General features: G+C 71.2%; 13 protein-coding genes. 10 read left to right on the forward strand and 3 right to left on the reverse strand.

Features of this window, described 5'->3' with window-relative positions; genetic code table 11:
• Positions 1 to 4 precede the first annotated feature (4 nt).
• The 8 genes from FB563_RS00210 to FB563_RS43450 all read left to right on the forward strand — a co-directional run bounded on the left by FB563_RS00210 (position 5) and on the right by FB563_RS43450 (position 7,633).
• Positions 5 to 430: a phage tail protein gene (locus FB563_RS00210; RefSeq protein ID WP_055707773.1), complete on the forward strand. Its 426-nt coding sequence runs from the start codon at positions 5 to 7 to the stop codon at positions 428 to 430.
• A complete protein-coding gene (locus FB563_RS00215; RefSeq protein ID WP_079048912.1) occupies positions 427 to 1,149 on the forward strand; it encodes a CIS tube protein in 723 nt (240 codons plus the stop codon). The genes FB563_RS00210 and FB563_RS00215 overlap by 4 nt, the downstream gene beginning before the upstream one ends.
• Entirely contained in the window at positions 1,146 to 2,969 is a 1,824-nt protein-coding gene (locus tag FB563_RS00220; protein WP_055707775.1) for a VgrG-related protein, read from the forward strand. Before FB563_RS00215 ends, FB563_RS00220 begins: the two co-directional genes overlap by 4 nt.
• Before the next feature lie 88 nt (positions 2,970 to 3,057).
• Positions 3,058 to 3,375, forward strand: coding sequence for a PAAR domain-containing protein (locus tag FB563_RS00225; RefSeq protein WP_055707776.1), 318 nt, complete (start codon positions 3,058 to 3,060; stop codon positions 3,373 to 3,375).
• Positions 3,375 to 3,797 carry a GPW/gp25 family protein gene (locus tag FB563_RS00230; RefSeq protein WP_055707777.1) on the forward strand — a complete coding sequence of 141 codons (423 nt, stop codon included), beginning with the start codon at positions 3,375 to 3,377 and terminating at the stop codon, positions 3,795 to 3,797. The genes FB563_RS00225 and FB563_RS00230 overlap by 1 nt, the downstream gene beginning before the upstream one ends.
• On the forward strand, positions 3,797 to 5,755 hold the full coding sequence (locus FB563_RS00235; protein WP_055707778.1) for a putative baseplate assembly protein: 1,959 nt from the start codon (positions 3,797 to 3,799) through the stop codon (positions 5,753 to 5,755). The genes FB563_RS00230 and FB563_RS00235 overlap by 1 nt, the downstream gene beginning before the upstream one ends.
• On the forward strand, positions 5,752 to 6,315 hold the full coding sequence (locus FB563_RS00240; RefSeq protein WP_055707779.1) for a phage tail protein: 564 nt from the start codon (positions 5,752 to 5,754) through the stop codon (positions 6,313 to 6,315). Before FB563_RS00235 ends, FB563_RS00240 begins: the two co-directional genes overlap by 4 nt.
• A 223-nt stretch (positions 6,316 to 6,538) precedes the next feature.
• Entirely contained in the window at positions 6,539 to 7,633 is a 1,095-nt protein-coding gene (locus FB563_RS43450; RefSeq protein WP_244328986.1) for an NADase-type glycan-binding domain-containing protein, read from the forward strand.
• 703 nt (positions 7,634 to 8,336) lie between these two features.
• Here the strand turns inward: FB563_RS43450 and FB563_RS45080 are convergent.
• Both FB563_RS45080 and FB563_RS00255 read right to left on the reverse strand, forming a co-directional pair.
• Positions 8,337 to 8,744 (reverse strand): NUDIX hydrolase, encoded by a 408-nt coding sequence (locus tag FB563_RS45080; RefSeq protein ID WP_079049071.1) that lies wholly within the window; start codon positions 8,742 to 8,744, stop codon positions 8,337 to 8,339.
• A gap of 660 nt (positions 8,745 to 9,404) precedes the next feature.
• A complete protein-coding gene (locus tag FB563_RS00255) occupies positions 9,405 to 10,763 on the reverse strand; it encodes a protein kinase domain-containing protein (protein ID WP_324615883.1) in 1,359 nt (452 codons plus the stop codon).
• Between FB563_RS00255 and FB563_RS45370 the strand changes: the two genes are divergently transcribed.
• Together FB563_RS45370 and FB563_RS00265 are read left to right on the forward strand one after the other, a co-directional pair.
• Entirely contained in the window at positions 10,699 to 11,019 is a 321-nt protein-coding gene (locus FB563_RS45370; protein WP_055709654.1) for a helix-turn-helix domain-containing protein, read from the forward strand. The two genes, FB563_RS00255 and FB563_RS45370, sit on opposite strands and share 65 nt — an antisense overlap.
• 566 nt (positions 11,020 to 11,585) lie before the next feature.
• Positions 11,586 to 13,811: a transglycosylase domain-containing protein gene (locus FB563_RS00265; RefSeq protein ID WP_324615884.1), complete on the forward strand. Its 2,226-nt coding sequence runs from the start codon at positions 11,586 to 11,588 to the stop codon at positions 13,809 to 13,811.
• A gap of 257 nt (positions 13,812 to 14,068) precedes the next feature.
• Here the strand turns inward: FB563_RS00265 and FB563_RS00275 are convergent, their stop codons facing one another.
• On the reverse strand, positions 14,069 to 15,445 hold the full coding sequence (locus FB563_RS00275; protein WP_142218386.1) for a cryptochrome/photolyase family protein: 1,377 nt from the start codon (positions 15,443 to 15,445) through the stop codon (positions 14,069 to 14,071).
• Positions 15,446 to 15,493: the final 48 nt, after the last annotated feature.

The raw sequence follows: 15,493 nt of genomic DNA on the forward strand, positions 1-15,493 counted from the left end.
ACGGATGACGGACAACATCTTCGCGACGAGCGTGTTCTTCCGGCTCGCGATCGGCGGCAACGATCTGGGGGCCTTCCACACCTGCTCCGGCATGGGCGCCGAGGTGGAGATGGAGAGTTACGCGGAGGGCGGGAACAACGGCTTCACCTGGCAGTTGCCCGGCCGGGTCACCTGGTCGAACATCACCCTCAGCCGGCCGGTCACCGCCGACACGGCGAAGATCGCGCGTTGGCTCGACGAGACGCTGCGGCGTGTGGAGCCCAAGGACGGCGAGATCGTGGCGCTGAAGCCGGATCTGACCCGCATCATCAGCTGGCAGGTGCTCGGCATCGTGCCGGTGCGCTGGCAGGGGCCGTCGTTCGATCCGTCCTCCTCGCAGGCGGCGGTGGAGACGCTGGAGATCGCGCACGAGGGACTGAGGCCTTCCTGATGCCTGCCATGCGGACGAGCCGGGCCAGGGCCCAGTTGACCCTGAAGGAACCCCCGGCGGCGGTGGGCGCGAAGCCCGGAGGGACGATCGCGCGGCTGGACCTCCAGTTCAATCCCAACACGCTGCAGCTGAGCAAGACCACCGAGTGGCGGCGCACCCCGTCGCGGATGGCGGGGCAGTCGGCGCTGCCGGAGTTCGTGGGCAGCGGGCCGCGGCAGCTGAGCCTGGAGGTCTTCCTCGACGCCACCTCGACCCATGACAACTCGGTGGAGCAGGCGGTGGAGACGCTGATGAAGGCGTGCGTGCCCAGCCCGGCGAGCCTCACGCGGAAGAAGCCGGCCAGTCCCTGGGTGCGGTTCGAGTGGGGTACGGCCCGGACGACGTCGTTCGACGGCGTGCTCTCCAGCCTGTCGGTGACGTACACGCTGTTCGACGTGGACGGCAAGCCGCTGCGGGCGACCTGTTCGCTGTCGGTGGAGGAAGCGAGTGTCGACCCACCGGGACAGAACCCGACGTCCGGCGCCCGTACGGCCCGCAGCACGCACACGGTCGTGGCCGGGGACAGCCTGGCGCTGCTGGCCTGGCGGGAGTACGGCGACGCGACGGCGTGGCGGGCCATCGCGGAGGCGAACCGGATCGACGACCCGATGGCCCTCGTGCCCGGCACCGAGCTGGTGGTGCCGGCGCTCGGGGACGCGGGCGGTGAGGAGGAGCGGTGACCACACCCGAGGCGCGGGGCGGCCGGTCCTTCGCGGCGGACCCCGTCGTGGAGGCGCCCGGTGAGCTGCCGCAGATCTGGGCGGCGCAGCTGGTGAGCTGTGTGGTGGACGAGAACGTGGGCCTTCCGGACACGGCCGTGCTCACCTACCGCGATCCCGATCACGAGTTCCTGAAGTCGACCGGCATCACGCTGGGCACCCCGCTCAGGGTGTCGGTGGTGACGGTGGCCGGGCAGGCGCGTGAGCGGCTGTTCAACGGCGAGGTCACGGCGGTGGAGATCGACCGGGACAGCACCGGGTCGTTCACGGTCGTCCGCGCCTATTCCGTCGCGCACCGGCTGCAGCGCGGGCGGAAGGTGGTGGCGTACCGGAACATGACGGCCGCGGCCATCGTCCGCAAGGTGGCCGCCGGGGCGGGGCTGCCGGTCGGGAAGGTGGAGGCGGCGCCGGTCACGTACAAGCAGCTGTCGCAGGCCAATGTGTCCGACTGGGACTTCCTGCAGTATCTGGCGGGCGAGAGCGGTGCGCAGGTGCGGGTCGACGACAAGGGCGTGCTGCAGTTCACCAAGCCCGAGAAGGCCTCCGGTGCGCCCGCGCCGTCGACTCCGGCCACGCAGAGTCCGATGGTGCTGGAGTACGGGCGGAATCTGCTGGCGCTGCGGGCCGCGCTGTCCGGGGCGGACGGGGCGTCCCAGGTCGAGGTGCGCGGCTGGGACGTCACCACCAAGAGGCCGCTGGTGGCCCGGCAGCAGTCGGTGACCAGCGACACCGTACTGCCCGGTCTGGCCCCGCAGTTCGGCGCCCGGTTCGGGAAGTCGGCGAAGCTGACGGTGACGGACACGCCGTACCGGACGCAGGCCGAGACGACGGCGGCCGCCGGTGCGGTCGCCGGCCAGGTGAGTGCGGGTTTCGGTGAGCTGGAGGCGCTGGCCGAGGGCAATCCGCGGCTGCGGGCGGGCCGGCCGGTCGCGCTCGGCAATGTGGGGCCCGCGTTCTCCGGCAAGTACACGTCCACGGCGGTGCAGCACACCCTGGAACCGCACGGCGGCTACCGCACCACGGTGTGGGTGAGCGCCAGCCCGGACCGGTCCCTGGCCGGCCTCGTGACCGGTGCGAACGCGCCGGGGCGGGGTCCGCGCATGCCGGGCCTCGCGATCGGGGTGGTGACGGACGTACGGGAGCCGGGCGGCGCGCAGAGCGGCGGGGTCCGGCTGAAGTTCCCGTGGCTGGACGACACCTATGTGACCGACTGGGTGCGTACAGTGCAGTGGGGCGGCAAGGGCGGGGGCGGTGTGGTGAGCCCCGAGGTCAACGACGAGGTGCTGGTCGGCTTCGAGCAGGGCCTGCTGGACAGTCCGTATGTCATCGGCGGTCTGTACAACGGCGTGGACCGGCCCTCGAAGCACCGCGTGCCCCTCGTGGACGGTACCAGCGGCAAGGTCAACCGCCGTTCGGTGGTGTCCCGTTCGGGGCACCGGCTGGAGCTGCTGGATCCACCGACGGGACCGTCCGGGGTACTGCTGCGTACCGCGGACGAGCGGCTGGAGGTGCTGCTGGACGACCGGAGCAACCGGCTGGAGCTGACGGTGTACGCGGCCGGCGGCCGACGGGTGCTGTCCTCGGTGGTGATGGACGGCCAGGGCATCACGCTCGACGCGAAGACCGGGAAGGTCAGCCTGAAGGGCGGCACCGTGGAGATCGACGGCACCAACACGGTCAGGGTCGGCGGCCGGTCGGTGAGCGTCGCGGGGCAGACGGACCTCACGCTCGACGGCGGTCTGCTCGGAGTGCTGAAGGCGGATCTCGTGCGTATCAATTGACGCTCCTGGTCGACTCTCTGACGACACATCATATTTCTGTGAACCAAAGGCCCTTGGGGGCCACGAACCGCTTCGAGGAGCCCGTTGCATGCCCGGCGCAGCCCGTACCGGCGACCCCACCAGTCATGGAGGTGTGATCGCCACCCCGCCGCCCGGCGCCGCCATGGCGGTGGCGCGCGTACTGATCGGCGGCCGGCCCGCCGCCGTCGTGGGAAGCCTGCACACCTGCGTGGTGCCGCCGCACGCCGCCCTGGGCCCGGGGAACGTGGTCATGCCCAACCCGGCCGGGCTGACCTCGGGCCAGGTGCTCATCGGCGGGTTGCCGGCCGCACGGGCGGGTGACCGGATCACGTGCGGCGCCACGATCCAGCTCGGCGCCCTGAACGTCCTGATCGGAGGCCTGTGATGAGCGAGCGGTTCATCGGGCGCGGCTGGGCGTTCCCGCTGCGGGTCGGGCCGACCGGCGGGATCGCCATGGTGGAGCGGGAACGCGAGATCGAGGAGGCGATCCGGCTGGTGCTCGGCACCGCGCCCGGAGAACGCCCGATGCGCCCGGAGTTCGGCTGCGGCATCCACGACTTCGTCTTCGCGCCCGGCGACGGCGCCACCGCGGGGCGGATCGCCCAGCAGGTGCGCGAGGCGCTGGAGCGGTGGGAGCCGCGGATCAGCGTGGACGACGTGGTGGTGGCCTTCGACGCGGTGGACGACGGAACCCTCTACATCGACGTGCGCTACACGGTGCGGTCCACCAACGACCGGCGCAACCTGGTGTTTCCCTTTTACACGATCCCCTCCGAGGAGGGGGCCGAGGAAGCGGTCGCGGACTGATGGCCCTGCCCTCCCCCAACCTGGACGACCGGCGGTTCCAGCAACTCGTCGACGAGGCGAAACGGTATGTGCAACAGCGCGCGCCGGAGTGGACCGACCACAACGTCTCCGATCCCGGTGTCACCCTGATCGAGACCTTCGCGTACATCGTGGACCAGCTGCTGTACCGGCTGAACCGGGTGCCCGACAAGAACTACACCGCCTTCCTGGACCTGCTGGGCATCCGCCTGTTCCCGCCGGCGGCGGCCGGGGCCGCGGTCGACTTCTGGCTGTCCGCGCCGCAGCCCGACACGGTGACGCTGCCCCCCGGCACCGAGGTGACCACGGGTGACGGCGAGGCGGAGGAGCCCGTGGTGTTCGCGACCACGGACGAACTGCGTATCGTGCCCAGCGAGTTGAACCGGCTGGTGACCGCGCCCCGGACCGGCGAGCAGACCGACCGGACCCGTGAGCTGGGCGAAGGCCGCGACGTACGGTGCTTCCAGACGGCGCCCGAACCTGGCGACGCCGTGCTGTTCGGGCTGCCCACGGCCGTACCCCGGTGCATCGTCGCGGTGCGCCTGGACAGCCGGGTGGAGGGCGTCGGCGTGGACCCGCGCCAGCCGCCTCTGGTGTGGGAGACATGGGACGGCGGCCGTTGGCAGGTGTGCGAGACCGGCGAGGACACCACGGGCGGCCTGAACCGGCCCGGCGAGGTGATCGTGCACGTCCCCGCCGGGCACACGGCGTCCGTGATCGGTGGGACGCACGCGGGCTGGCTGCGCTGCCGGGTCACCGAGCCGGAGCCGGGCCAGCCGTTCTACTCGGAGTCCCCGACGGTGCGCGAGGCGTCCGTGTTCACGGTCGGCGGCACCATCGCCGTCGAGCACGCCGAGACCGTCACGGACGTACCGCTGGGCACGTCGGAGGGAGTGCCGGGCCAGACGTTCCGGCTCGGCCGGCCGCCGGTGCTGCTGGACGGCGAGCCGCCCTTGGTGGAGGTCTCCTCGGCCGACGGCTGGCAGCGCTGGAGCGTCGTGGAGCACTTCGGCCGCTCCGCTCCCGACGACCGGCACGTACGGGTGGACGCGACCACCGGCGAGTTCACCTTCCCGCCGGCCCTGCGCGAGCCGGACGGCACGCTCCGGCTGTGCGGTGCGGTGCCCGAGAAGGGCGCCCATATCCGGGTGTCCCGCTATCGCACCGGCGGCGGACCGGCCGGCAACGTGGCGCGGGGCGCGATCTCGGTGCTGCGCAGTTCCGTGCCGTACGTCGCCCGCGTCACCAACCGGGAGGCGGCACGCGGCGGGGTGGAGGGCGAGACCGTCGCCAACGCCAAGCTGCGGGCGCCGGATGCGCTGCGGATGCAGGAGCGCGCGGTGACCGCCGAGGACTACGAGATCATCAGTCGGCAGGCGGCCCCCTCGGTGCGCCGGGTGCGCTGTCTGCCGGCGGCCGAAGGGGCGGGCGCGGTACGGGTGCTGGTGGTGCCGGACGCCGTCGCGGACGACGGGGACCGGCTCCGCTTCGAGCAGCTGATCCCCTCCGACCAGGTGCTCGCCGCGATCACCGAGAGCCTGGACGAACGGCGGCTGATCGGCACCCGGCTGGTGGTGGAGCCGCCGGTGTACCAGGGCGTCACGGTCGTCGCCAGGCTCGCGGCGGCGCCCGAGGACACCGACCGGGTGCGCGACGCGGCCCTGGCCGCGCTGTTCCGTTACCTCAACCCGCTGCACGGCGGTCCGGACGGCACCGGCTGGCCGTTCGGGCGGCCGGTGCAGTACGGCGAGATCTTCGGCCTGCTGCAACGCGCCACCGGCAGCGCGCTGGTGGAGGAGATCCGGCTGTTCGCCGCCGACCCGATCACCGGGCGGCGCGGAACGCCGGTGGACCGCATCGACGTGGCCGCGGGCGCGCTGGTGTTCTCCTACCAGCACCAGGTCGTCGTACAGCCGCTGGAACCGGGAGGCCGGGCATGAGCCGTGCGGCCGTACCCGGCCTGGCGAGCCGGCATCCGATCGGTGGGCTGCTGCCCGCGCTCTACGCCGACGACGACTTCGCCCAGCGGTTCACCGCCGGGCTGGACACCGTCCTCGCCCCGGTGTTCGCCACCCTCGACAATCTCCCCGCGTATCTCGACCCGCGGGTGGCGCCGCTGGACTTCGTCGCCTGGCTGGCGTCGTGGGTGGGCGCGGACGACGATGCCGAGTGGTCCGCCCGGCTGCGCCGGGAGGCGGTGACACGCGCGGTGGAGCTGCACCGCTGGCGCGGCACCCGGCGCGGCCTGGTCGAGCGGCTGCGGCTCACCCTCGGGGTGAACGCCGATGTCGTCGGTGACGGCGAGGCGGTGTGGTCCCGTACCGCGGGCAGCGAGCTGCCGCCGGAGCCGTCCGGCGAGGTCGTGGTGCGGGTGTGGCCGGGCCGCGACCCGCACGTGGACGCGGGCCGGGTCCGGGAGGTCGTCCGGTCCCTGTGCCCGGTGCATGTCCCGTACCGGGTGGAGATCCTGCCCGGTCCGCCCGCGGGCGAGAGGAGCTGACGTCATGCGCGCCTGTCCCGTGTGCGGGGCGTCCAACGATCCCGCCGAGGACTTCTGCAGGAACTGCGGTTCGTATCTGGGCTGGTCCGAGGAGGCCTCGCGAAGCACGTCCGCGTCGTCGCCCACGCCTGAACCAACACCAACACCAACGCCCACGCCTCCGCCGGAGGGCGACGGACCGCGAGCGCAACCCCGATCCGATCCGACACCGGTGCCTGTGTCTGTGCCTGCGCCTGCACCGACACCCGACAGTGACGCGCGTGCCGGGTATGCCGCGGGCAGCGGTGCCGACCCGGACAGCGCCGGCCGGATCGTCACCGGCAACGGCACCGGCACCGGCACCGGCACCGGCAGCGAGACCCGCGGCGGCCACGGCGGTGCGGACCGCTCCTCCGCGCGCATGCCATCTTCGGGCCGCCCCGACGGCGAGCCCTTGCCCTCGGCTCTTTCGTCCGACTCCACCGACCCGTCCGCCGCCGCGCAGCCCTCCGCCCCGCAGCCGGCCCCCGCGCCGCCCTCCGCCCCGCAGCCGGCCCCCGCGCAGCCCGCGCCCGTGCAGCCGGCGAAGCCCGTCGCGCCGCGGCCCGTCGTACGGCCCGTGCTCGCGCCGGAGGAGGTGGCCGGGGTGCCGTGCCCGGTGTGCGGCACGCCCAATCCGCCGGACCGCCGGTTCTGCCGCCGCTGTGCCGGCCCGCTCACCCCGGCGGCGGCCCCCGAGCCGCTGCCCTGGTGGCGGACGATCTGGCCGTTCCGGCGCCAGGTGCGGGCAGGGTCCGGGCGGTGGATCCGGGTGCTGGTGACACTGGCGGTCATCCTGGCGCTCTGCGTGGGCGGTTTCTTCCTGCTGCCCGCCGGACGGGCCCTGATCGAGGACACCCGGGACAAGCTCAGCGGCGCCAAGCCGATCACCCCGGTGGCCATTCACGCCGATGCCGGGGTGCCAGGGCACCCGGCGAAGGACACCACGGACGGGCTCAGCAACCGCTACTGGGGGGCGCCGGGGGCCGGAGCCTCGATCACGTACACCTTCGGCAAGCCGTTCCGGCTGGTCGACCTCATCATCACCAACGGCGCCTCGAAGGAGCCCGAGGAGTACGCCCGTGAGGCGCGGGCGCTGCGCATGGACATGGAGGTCACCTCGGCGGACGGCTCGATGCACCACAAGGAGATCGACCTCAGCGACAAGGCGGGGGACCAGACCGTCGCAACCGGTATCGACAACGTGGTGAAGGTGCGGCTGGTGCTGGGGTCGGTCACGGGGCTCTCCCGGGGGCGGCATGTCGCGCTCGCCGAGGTGGAGTTCTTCCAGCGGAGCTGACCAGGGGTGGGTTACGCGGCCACGCCGTCGGCGCGGAGTTCGTGGATCCGCGTACTCACCCCGCGCCACTGCCGGTGGTCGACGGTGTACGGGCTTGTCCAGTACGGCAACGCAACGAGGACCGAGCAGTTCCCGGCCCCGCCCGCGGTAAGGGGGTCTGTCGGCGGGGCCGGTGATCACTTGCGGCCGGCCTTTACTTCGTCGCGGACGGCACGGACAGACCGAATCGCAACAATCAACTTCTGGGCAAGTGCCGGTACCTGGTCGAAGAGATGTCCCACCACGGTGAAAACCCCCAACGACCGCCGCCGTACCGACGGTCACCCAACCCGCCAGTTCCATGTAGCTCCTTTCGAGAGAGATCGGCGATGGCGCGAGCGGCTCGCCCCCTTCGCCAACCGCCTCGGTCGCCTCATCAGCGCCGATCTCTTCCACGAACTACACGTTCTCTTGGGCGACTTGAGTCCACCCACTGCGGGCCGTTCTGTCCCTGAGGACCGGGAGGTGAGCCGCGGCTACAGCTGCGCTCACCGACGTCGTTGCTCGTCCTGGTACCGGACCTCACGGGCCGAGCGCGGGGCCGGACCGCACTCGGGTCGCCCGACGCCGGAACCGACCGACCGCAGGGCGCGGCCGGTAACCGAACCCGTCCGGCATGCCGCGCAGGCGAGGACCAGCGGCCGGGGCCGCGGAGCGACGACGACTACGTCATAGCCTCGTCGGGGCTCGTGCGACCGGAAGTGGCAACCTCGACGGCTTCGGCGAAGGCCCGGATCAATGGTGTCGGATCGGAGGTACGCCAGACGAGGGCCCAAGGCACGGGCGGTGCGTCCTCGATGGGATCCCCGGGCACCTGCCCGCTCTCTTCGGCAAGTTCACGAACGGCCGCCTGGCGGGGGCTCTCCCCCGGCTCGAGTAGGCCACCAGGTAATTCCCCTTGACCCCGAAACCGGTCGTAGACCATGACGACCTCGTCGCCGTGCCACAAGGCAGTCAGAGCCCTGGGCATGGGAGCACCACCCGGGAGGACGTCTTCGGCGCCGAGTGTGAATGAGACCAGCCGGTTGCCGCGGTGATCGACGGCGAGGGGCTTGGATGAAGGACTGAGCATGCGGAAGCCTGTCCCAACCTCGGCACACCAACGCCTGAGACCGGTAGGAGCACGGTAGCGGCAGCGTTTCCTGCAGCACCATCTGAAACAGCGTCCAAGCCAAGCTGGTCACCCTCACCGACAACGACGGGGCCACGACAGCCGAGCGCGCACTCGCCGGTCGGGGGTGCGGCGGACCAGCAGCAGCGACGGCGCCGGTGCGCAGGAGGCCACGCCCACTGACTCCGGACCTTCCACCATCCGCACATCCGAGTCAGACACCAGCCACACGGACGACCACAACCATCAGCGAGGAGTCGCGCACCGCCGACGCACTCCACTCACACCTCGCACCAGTACGGCAAGCAGCCCGACGAAGACGTCGAGAACGAAGCCGACGCCCACCACACAGGCAGCAACGACGGCCCGGAGCCCGAGGACACACCCGAACCCCCCTACAGGCAAACCCCGAACAGTCGACGACGGCACCCGCGACACCGGCCCTCCAGCCGGACGGCCGCCTAGTGAGACCGAACTCCGTGTATCTCGTGTCCCCGGACAACGTGGACAACTACGAGAGGTCGTACAGCCGGGAGTGCGACTCCGAAAGCGAAGCCGCGGAGCGAGTTGACGGCTGACGATACGGTTCTGGTGGCGCAAGGCAAGCTCGCAAGGCAAGCTCTACCTCTGGTGAGGCGTGCCGGGCGACAGCGTGACCCACAGGACGGCGTGACGTAACACCTGTCTGCCGGGCGAGGGTGTCTGCTCACATATTCGTCCGACGGGCGTGCCCGGGCGAGGGCACACTCGGTGTCGGATCTGGACCCGTACGCCGACTGCCTCGGCGCTCGCTCGGGCTCCGGTCATCGTCTCGCCGATCAGCGAGGGTGCCGCGACCCGGGGCCGAGCAGAGACATGGGATCCGGTGATCACGTAGGTGCCCGCGGCGGCTGCCAGCAGCACCGCCATCGCCTGGAGTGGCCGGCGGATGCGCCGTCGGCGCACGGGGCGTTCTCTCCCGGGATCCCGGGGCGGTGGCGCCGGCAGCGGCGAGGCAACCGCCGTGGCACGACCGGCCAGTACCTTCCCGATGGCGTCGCGCATCTCTTCGGCGGTCTGGTACCGGTCCGCACGATCCTTGCCCAGCGCGCGCAACACCAGGTCGTCGTAGGCGGCAGACAGCTGCGGGGCGTGGGCAGAGGGAGGCACCGGTGGCTCTGCGACGTGTTTCATGGCCACGGCCAGCGGAGTGTCACCGGTGAACGGGGGGCGGCCGGTGAGCAGTTCGTACAGCAGGCAGCCGGTCGAGTACAGGTCGGTGCGGACGTCCACGTGCTCGCCCCGGGCCTGTTCCGGCGAGAGGTACTCGGCCGTACCCACCACCACCGAGGTCCGGGTGAGGGTCGTACCCGCCTGTTCCACCGAGCGGGCGATGCCGAAATCCGTCACTTTCACGGTGCCCTCGTGGGAGAGCATGACGTTCGCCGGTTTGATGTCCCGGTGGACGATGCCGTGGCGGTGGGCGTGATCGAGCGCCTCCAGCACGCCGGCGGTGAGTTCCAGGGCGTGCTCGGGTCCGGTGATCCATGACTCGCGCACGGATTCGAGCAGCGTGGTGCCCTTGACGTACTCCATCACCAGGTACGGGACGAGGTGACCGTCGATCGTGTCCTCGCCCGCGTCGTAGACGGCGACGACGCACGGGTGGCCCAACAGGGCCGTCGAGACGACCTCACGGCGGAAACGCGCCCAGTGTTCGGCATCGGCCGCCAGTTCCGGCCGAAGCGTCTTCACGGCGACCGGCCGGAACAGCAGCAGATCGTACGCCAGCCATACCTCGGCCATCCCCCCTTGGCCCAGGACCCGATCCAGACGGTAACGTCCGCCCAGACGACGTGAACGATCCATGGTGCTCCCCCCAGTTCGCCGACTTCCGCCGAGGCACCGTAGGGACAGTTCTTGTGGGATCTCTGTGATGTGCAGGTCCCCCGCGCACACCGCGCGAGCCGCTCGCGAGGTCGTCCTCACGGCCGGTGCCATCGGCAGCGCCCGGCTCCCGCTGCGCTCCGGCGTGTCCACGCCCCGGCCACAGAATGCTCTGCTGTCGGGCCGGCACCCTGTGTACGCGCTCCGCGAATGGCGGGGGGACACGCATGGGGCCTTGTTGGCCTCGGCCGGTCTGACGTCCTCGGAGGCATCGATCGTTCACAACGAATGGTTGGGATACACAGACGACTGGGACGACTGGTTGAGCAGATCCCGGGGTTGGATCGAACAGGAGATCGACGAAGGCTGAGACACGCTGTCGCGGAAGGGATTCGCGGCAGCGCCGTCGAACTTCTGAGACTTACTCCGCGCCGGGATCGACGCAGCCCGCCGTGGTTGTCACTGTGGCCCCCGGCGCCGTGTGACTTTGCCCGGGGGCGGTTGCCGTCGCATGCCGGGCACCACTTAGTCTTACAACTTGTAGAACGACGTCAGGAGCGATCAGTCCGCGCCAGGCCGGGCCACCGCCCCCCGCATCCCGGCGGGCCGGTCCGCTGCCCAGCGGTGGGCGGGCCTGTGCCTGGCCGAGGAGTGGCGAGTATGAGCGAACACCGGCGCCGACCGTCGGGAAGAAACGGTATGCCGTCCGGCCGGGACGGCGTCCCTCAGGGCGGCCGTGCCGAGGCGCGAAGGGCCGCCCGGGGCGGGGGCGGACGGGGCCGCCGCGCGGCGGGCACCCGACGTGCAGATCCCGAGCGCTCCGGCCGGGCAGCTTCGCGACGCGCGAATGCAGGACGCTCCGACCGGCGTCGTCTCATCGACTACCCGCGGGCCGGCAAGCGTGGCGTCCGACGGTGGCTGCCCTCGTGGAAGCTGGTGTCCGGCACCTTCCTGCTGTTCTTCGGCAGCATGCTGGGCCTGCTCGGGTACGCCTACGCGACGACGACGATCCCGAGCGCGAATCCCAGCACCCAGCAGCAGAGCGACACCTACTACTGGTCGGACGGCTCGGTGATGGCCACGCAGGGGTCGATGAACCGGCAGAACGTCGACCTCGCCGAGGTCCCGAAGCCGGTGCAGTGGGACTTCCTCGCCGCGGAGAACGCCACCTTCTACACCGACCCCGGCGTCGACACCCAGGGCATGCTCCGCGCCGTCTACCACATGGCCACAGGGGGTGAGGTGCAGTCCGGGTCCACCATCACCCAGCAGTTCGTGAAGAACACCTACCTCAGCCAGAGCCAGTCGGTCACCCGCAAGCTCAGGGAGATCATGATCTCGCTGAAGATCGGGGACCAGATGTCCAAGCAGCAGATCCTGCAGGGCTACCTCAACAGCTGTTACTACGGCCGGGACGCCTACGGCATCGAAGCAGCGGCCCGTGCCTACTACCACGTGCACGCCTCCCAGCTGACCGTCAGCCAGGGCGCCTTCATCGCCGCCGCGGTCAACGAGCCGAGCCTGCTGATGTACGCCGACACCGACCCGAAGGCCAAAGCGCAGGCCGAGGCCCGCTGGACTTACGTCCTGCAGCGCATGGCCAAGATCCACAAGATCACCGACGCCCAGGAACAGCAGTACCTGGCCGCCGGGTTCCCCACACCCAAGCCCTACACGCCGTCGGCGGGAATGTCCGGGCAGACCGGATATCTGGTGGATGCCGCGAAGAAGTACGTCGAGGCCCACTCTTCCCTCACCGACCAGCAACTCGGCCACGGCGGCTACCAGATCTACACCACCTTCGACAGGAAGAAGGTGAAGGCGCTGTCGGCGGCCGTCGCCGCGATGGAGAAGAAACACCTCGACCCCAAGCACCGCTCGGCCGACAAGGACGTCCAGGTCGGCGCGGCGTCGATCGATCCGTCGACCGGCGCGGTCGCGGCCCTGTACGGCGGGCCTGGCTGGGACAAGGGCCACTGGACCGACAACGCCGACGCCACCGGTGTGCCGGTCGGCTCCACCTTCAAACCGATCGACCTGGCCGCCGCCCTCGACCACGGCGCCGTGCTCTCCCCGGGCCGGCCGCCCTCACCGATCACCCCCGACTCCAAGTTCAACGGCAACGACGGCATCACCATCAAGAACCAGCAGGGCCAGGTAATGCCGGACTCCAGCGACCCCTCCGGATTTCTCCACCAGCGCAACGACGTTCCCACGAAATGGGGTTACATCACTCTGCGCAAGGCCATGGAGCAGTCGGTCAACACACCCTACGTCCAGCTCGGTGAGTACGTCGGCTACGACAACGTGGAGCACGAGGCGCTCCAGGCGGGCCTGCTCCGCAAGAGCCTGCAGTACGACACCCCCGGCTTCTACATCGGCACCTCCACCCCCTCCGCGATCCGCATGGCCGACGCGTACGCCACCTTCGACGACGGCGGCGTCCAGCACGAGCCGTACTCGGTGACCAGGGTCATCGCCGACGGCCGGCAGCTGCCCGGCTTCGACAAGCCCAAGGGCACCACCGCGATGCCGTCCTCGACCGCCGACACCGTCACCGACGTCCTGCAGGACGTCGTCAAGAACGGAACGGGAACCCACGCCCAGGCGTTGGGCCGGCCGGCGGCCGGCAAGACCGGTACCACCGACGACTACAAGTCCGCCTGGTTCATCGGCTATACCCCGCAACTGGTCACCTCCGTGGCCATGTTCAAGGAGGACCCGAAGAACGCCGGCCTGCAGTCGATGCAGGGCGTCGGAGGCTACTCCAAGGTCTTCGGCGCCGACATGCCCACCGAGGTGTGGACCGCGTACATGACCGCCGCCCTCCAGGGCCAGCCCGTACAGCAGTTCCCACCCGCGCCACAACTGGGGCGGAGCACGGACGAATACGGCGCCCCCTCCCCCACGCCCTCCGCCACCTTGAGCACACCCTCGGCCACGCCGACCACGGCCGCGCCGAGCACCACCACCGGGCCGTGCCACGGGCGGAAGAAGCACTGCCCCGGCCCGACCCCGAGCGACACCTCCTCCACCACCACCGGCGGAACCGGAGGCGCGGGCGACGGCGGCCTGCTCGGCGGCACCACCGACGGCGGCACCACCGGCAGCACGTCACCCACTCCCACGCCGAGCTTCACCGGCCCCGGCCGGCATCCATAACGGCGCAGCCCGCACCATCCGAACGGCTTGGTGACGGCTGACCGGGAGCTCTCGTCGAGCGGGGCGAGAACGGCGTCGATGCGGCGTTCGTGGGCGGTCGTCCAGGCGGCGAGCTTCTCGCGGCCGGCGTCCGCGAGGTCGCTGATCCGTGCGGGAGAGTGCTCGCCGAGGACTTGGAGCGGCTCGACCTGTGCCATGAAGAGGGTTTCAAGGGGCACCACGCACTCGACATCCACCGTGGTCGGGGTCGGCCGTGGTCACTCCTGCAGGTGGCGGGCCCGGCGGAACCTGTCCAGGCCCTCGCGCAGGTCCACGATGGGGTCGGGGTAGTCGAGCGCGGCTCGGTCTGCTCCGGGCAGCTTCCACGGCTCGTGCACTGCAGGCGCGTCGATGTTCCTCAGTTCGGGCACCCAGCGGTGGACGTAGGTGCCGTCGGGGTCGTACCGCTTGGCCTGGGTGACGGGGTTGAGGACCCGGCCCGGCCGGGTGTCGGTCCCGGTACCGGCCACCCACTGCCAGTTGAGCTGGTTGCTGGCGATGTCACCGTCGACCAGCCAGTGCAGGAAGTGGGCGGCGCCGATGCGCCAGTCGACGTAGAGCGTCTTGGTCAGGAAGCTCGCGGTCAACAGGCGGGCCCGGTTGTGCATCCAGCCCTCGTGGCGCAGTTGCCGCATCGCGGCGTCGATCACCGGGCAGCCGGTACGGCCTTCCCGCCACGCCTCGATGTCGGCCTTCGCCGTGCGCTCGGTGCGCCAACGGTCGCCCTTTGTCCGGTAGTCGGCGCGGGCGGCGTCCGGGCGGGCTGCGAGCACCTGACGGTGGAAGTCGCGCCAGGCGAGCTGCCGTACCAGCGCCTCGGCGCCCGGTCCGCCGCGGCGGCGGGCGCGGTGCACCAGTTCTGCCGGGGAAAGGGTACCGAAATGCAGGTGCGCGGAGAGCCGGGAGGTGGCGTCGGCGGCCAGGTTGTCCCGGGTGTCGTCGTAGGCGTCCAGGCCGTGCCGCCAGTAGGCGGTCACCCGCTTGCGGCCCTCGGTCTCTCCGCCGGGCGGCAGGGCGGGCGAGACCCCGGTGACCTCGCTCCGGGCGGGCACCGGCTCGCCGTGCACCCGGTCGGGCACACGCACGCGACGCGGAGCGGCCACAGCCGGGCGCAGACGGGCCTGGGCCCACTGTCGGTAGTACGGCGTGAAGACGGCGAAGTGGTCCGACGAGGAGGGGCTCACCTCGCCGGGCGGCACGGCCACGGTGACCGCGTCGTGGACGAACAGGCGGCGGCCGCCGGACTCCAGGGCCCGCCGGAGCCGGTCCTCCCGGCGGGTGGCGAAGGCGCTGTGCGCCGCCGCCATGTACACCTCGTCGGCGTCGGCCTCCCGCACCGTACGGCACACCTCCTCCACCAGGTCGCCGGAGCGCACCACGAGGCGTCCGCCGCGCTCGCGCAGGGAGGCGTCCAGGTCGGCCAGGCAGTCGGCGAGGAAGGCGCTGCGGTTCGGCGTGGCGAACCCGGCGGCTTCGACGGCCAGGTCGCGCACGAAGAGCGGGACGACCGCGTCGGCGGACTTCAGCGCCGCGCGCAGCGGCGGGTGGTCGTGCAGGCGCAGGTCGGAGGTGAACAGGACGACCGAGACGCGCATGGGCTCATCCTCTCCCCGCTGTCCTCCGGCCGCGCGGCGCGGCAGCGG

The organism is Streptomyces puniciscabiei (assembly GCF_006715785.1).
In the GTDB taxonomy this organism is placed as follows: domain Bacteria; phylum Actinomycetota; class Actinomycetes; order Streptomycetales; family Streptomycetaceae; genus Streptomyces; species Streptomyces puniciscabiei.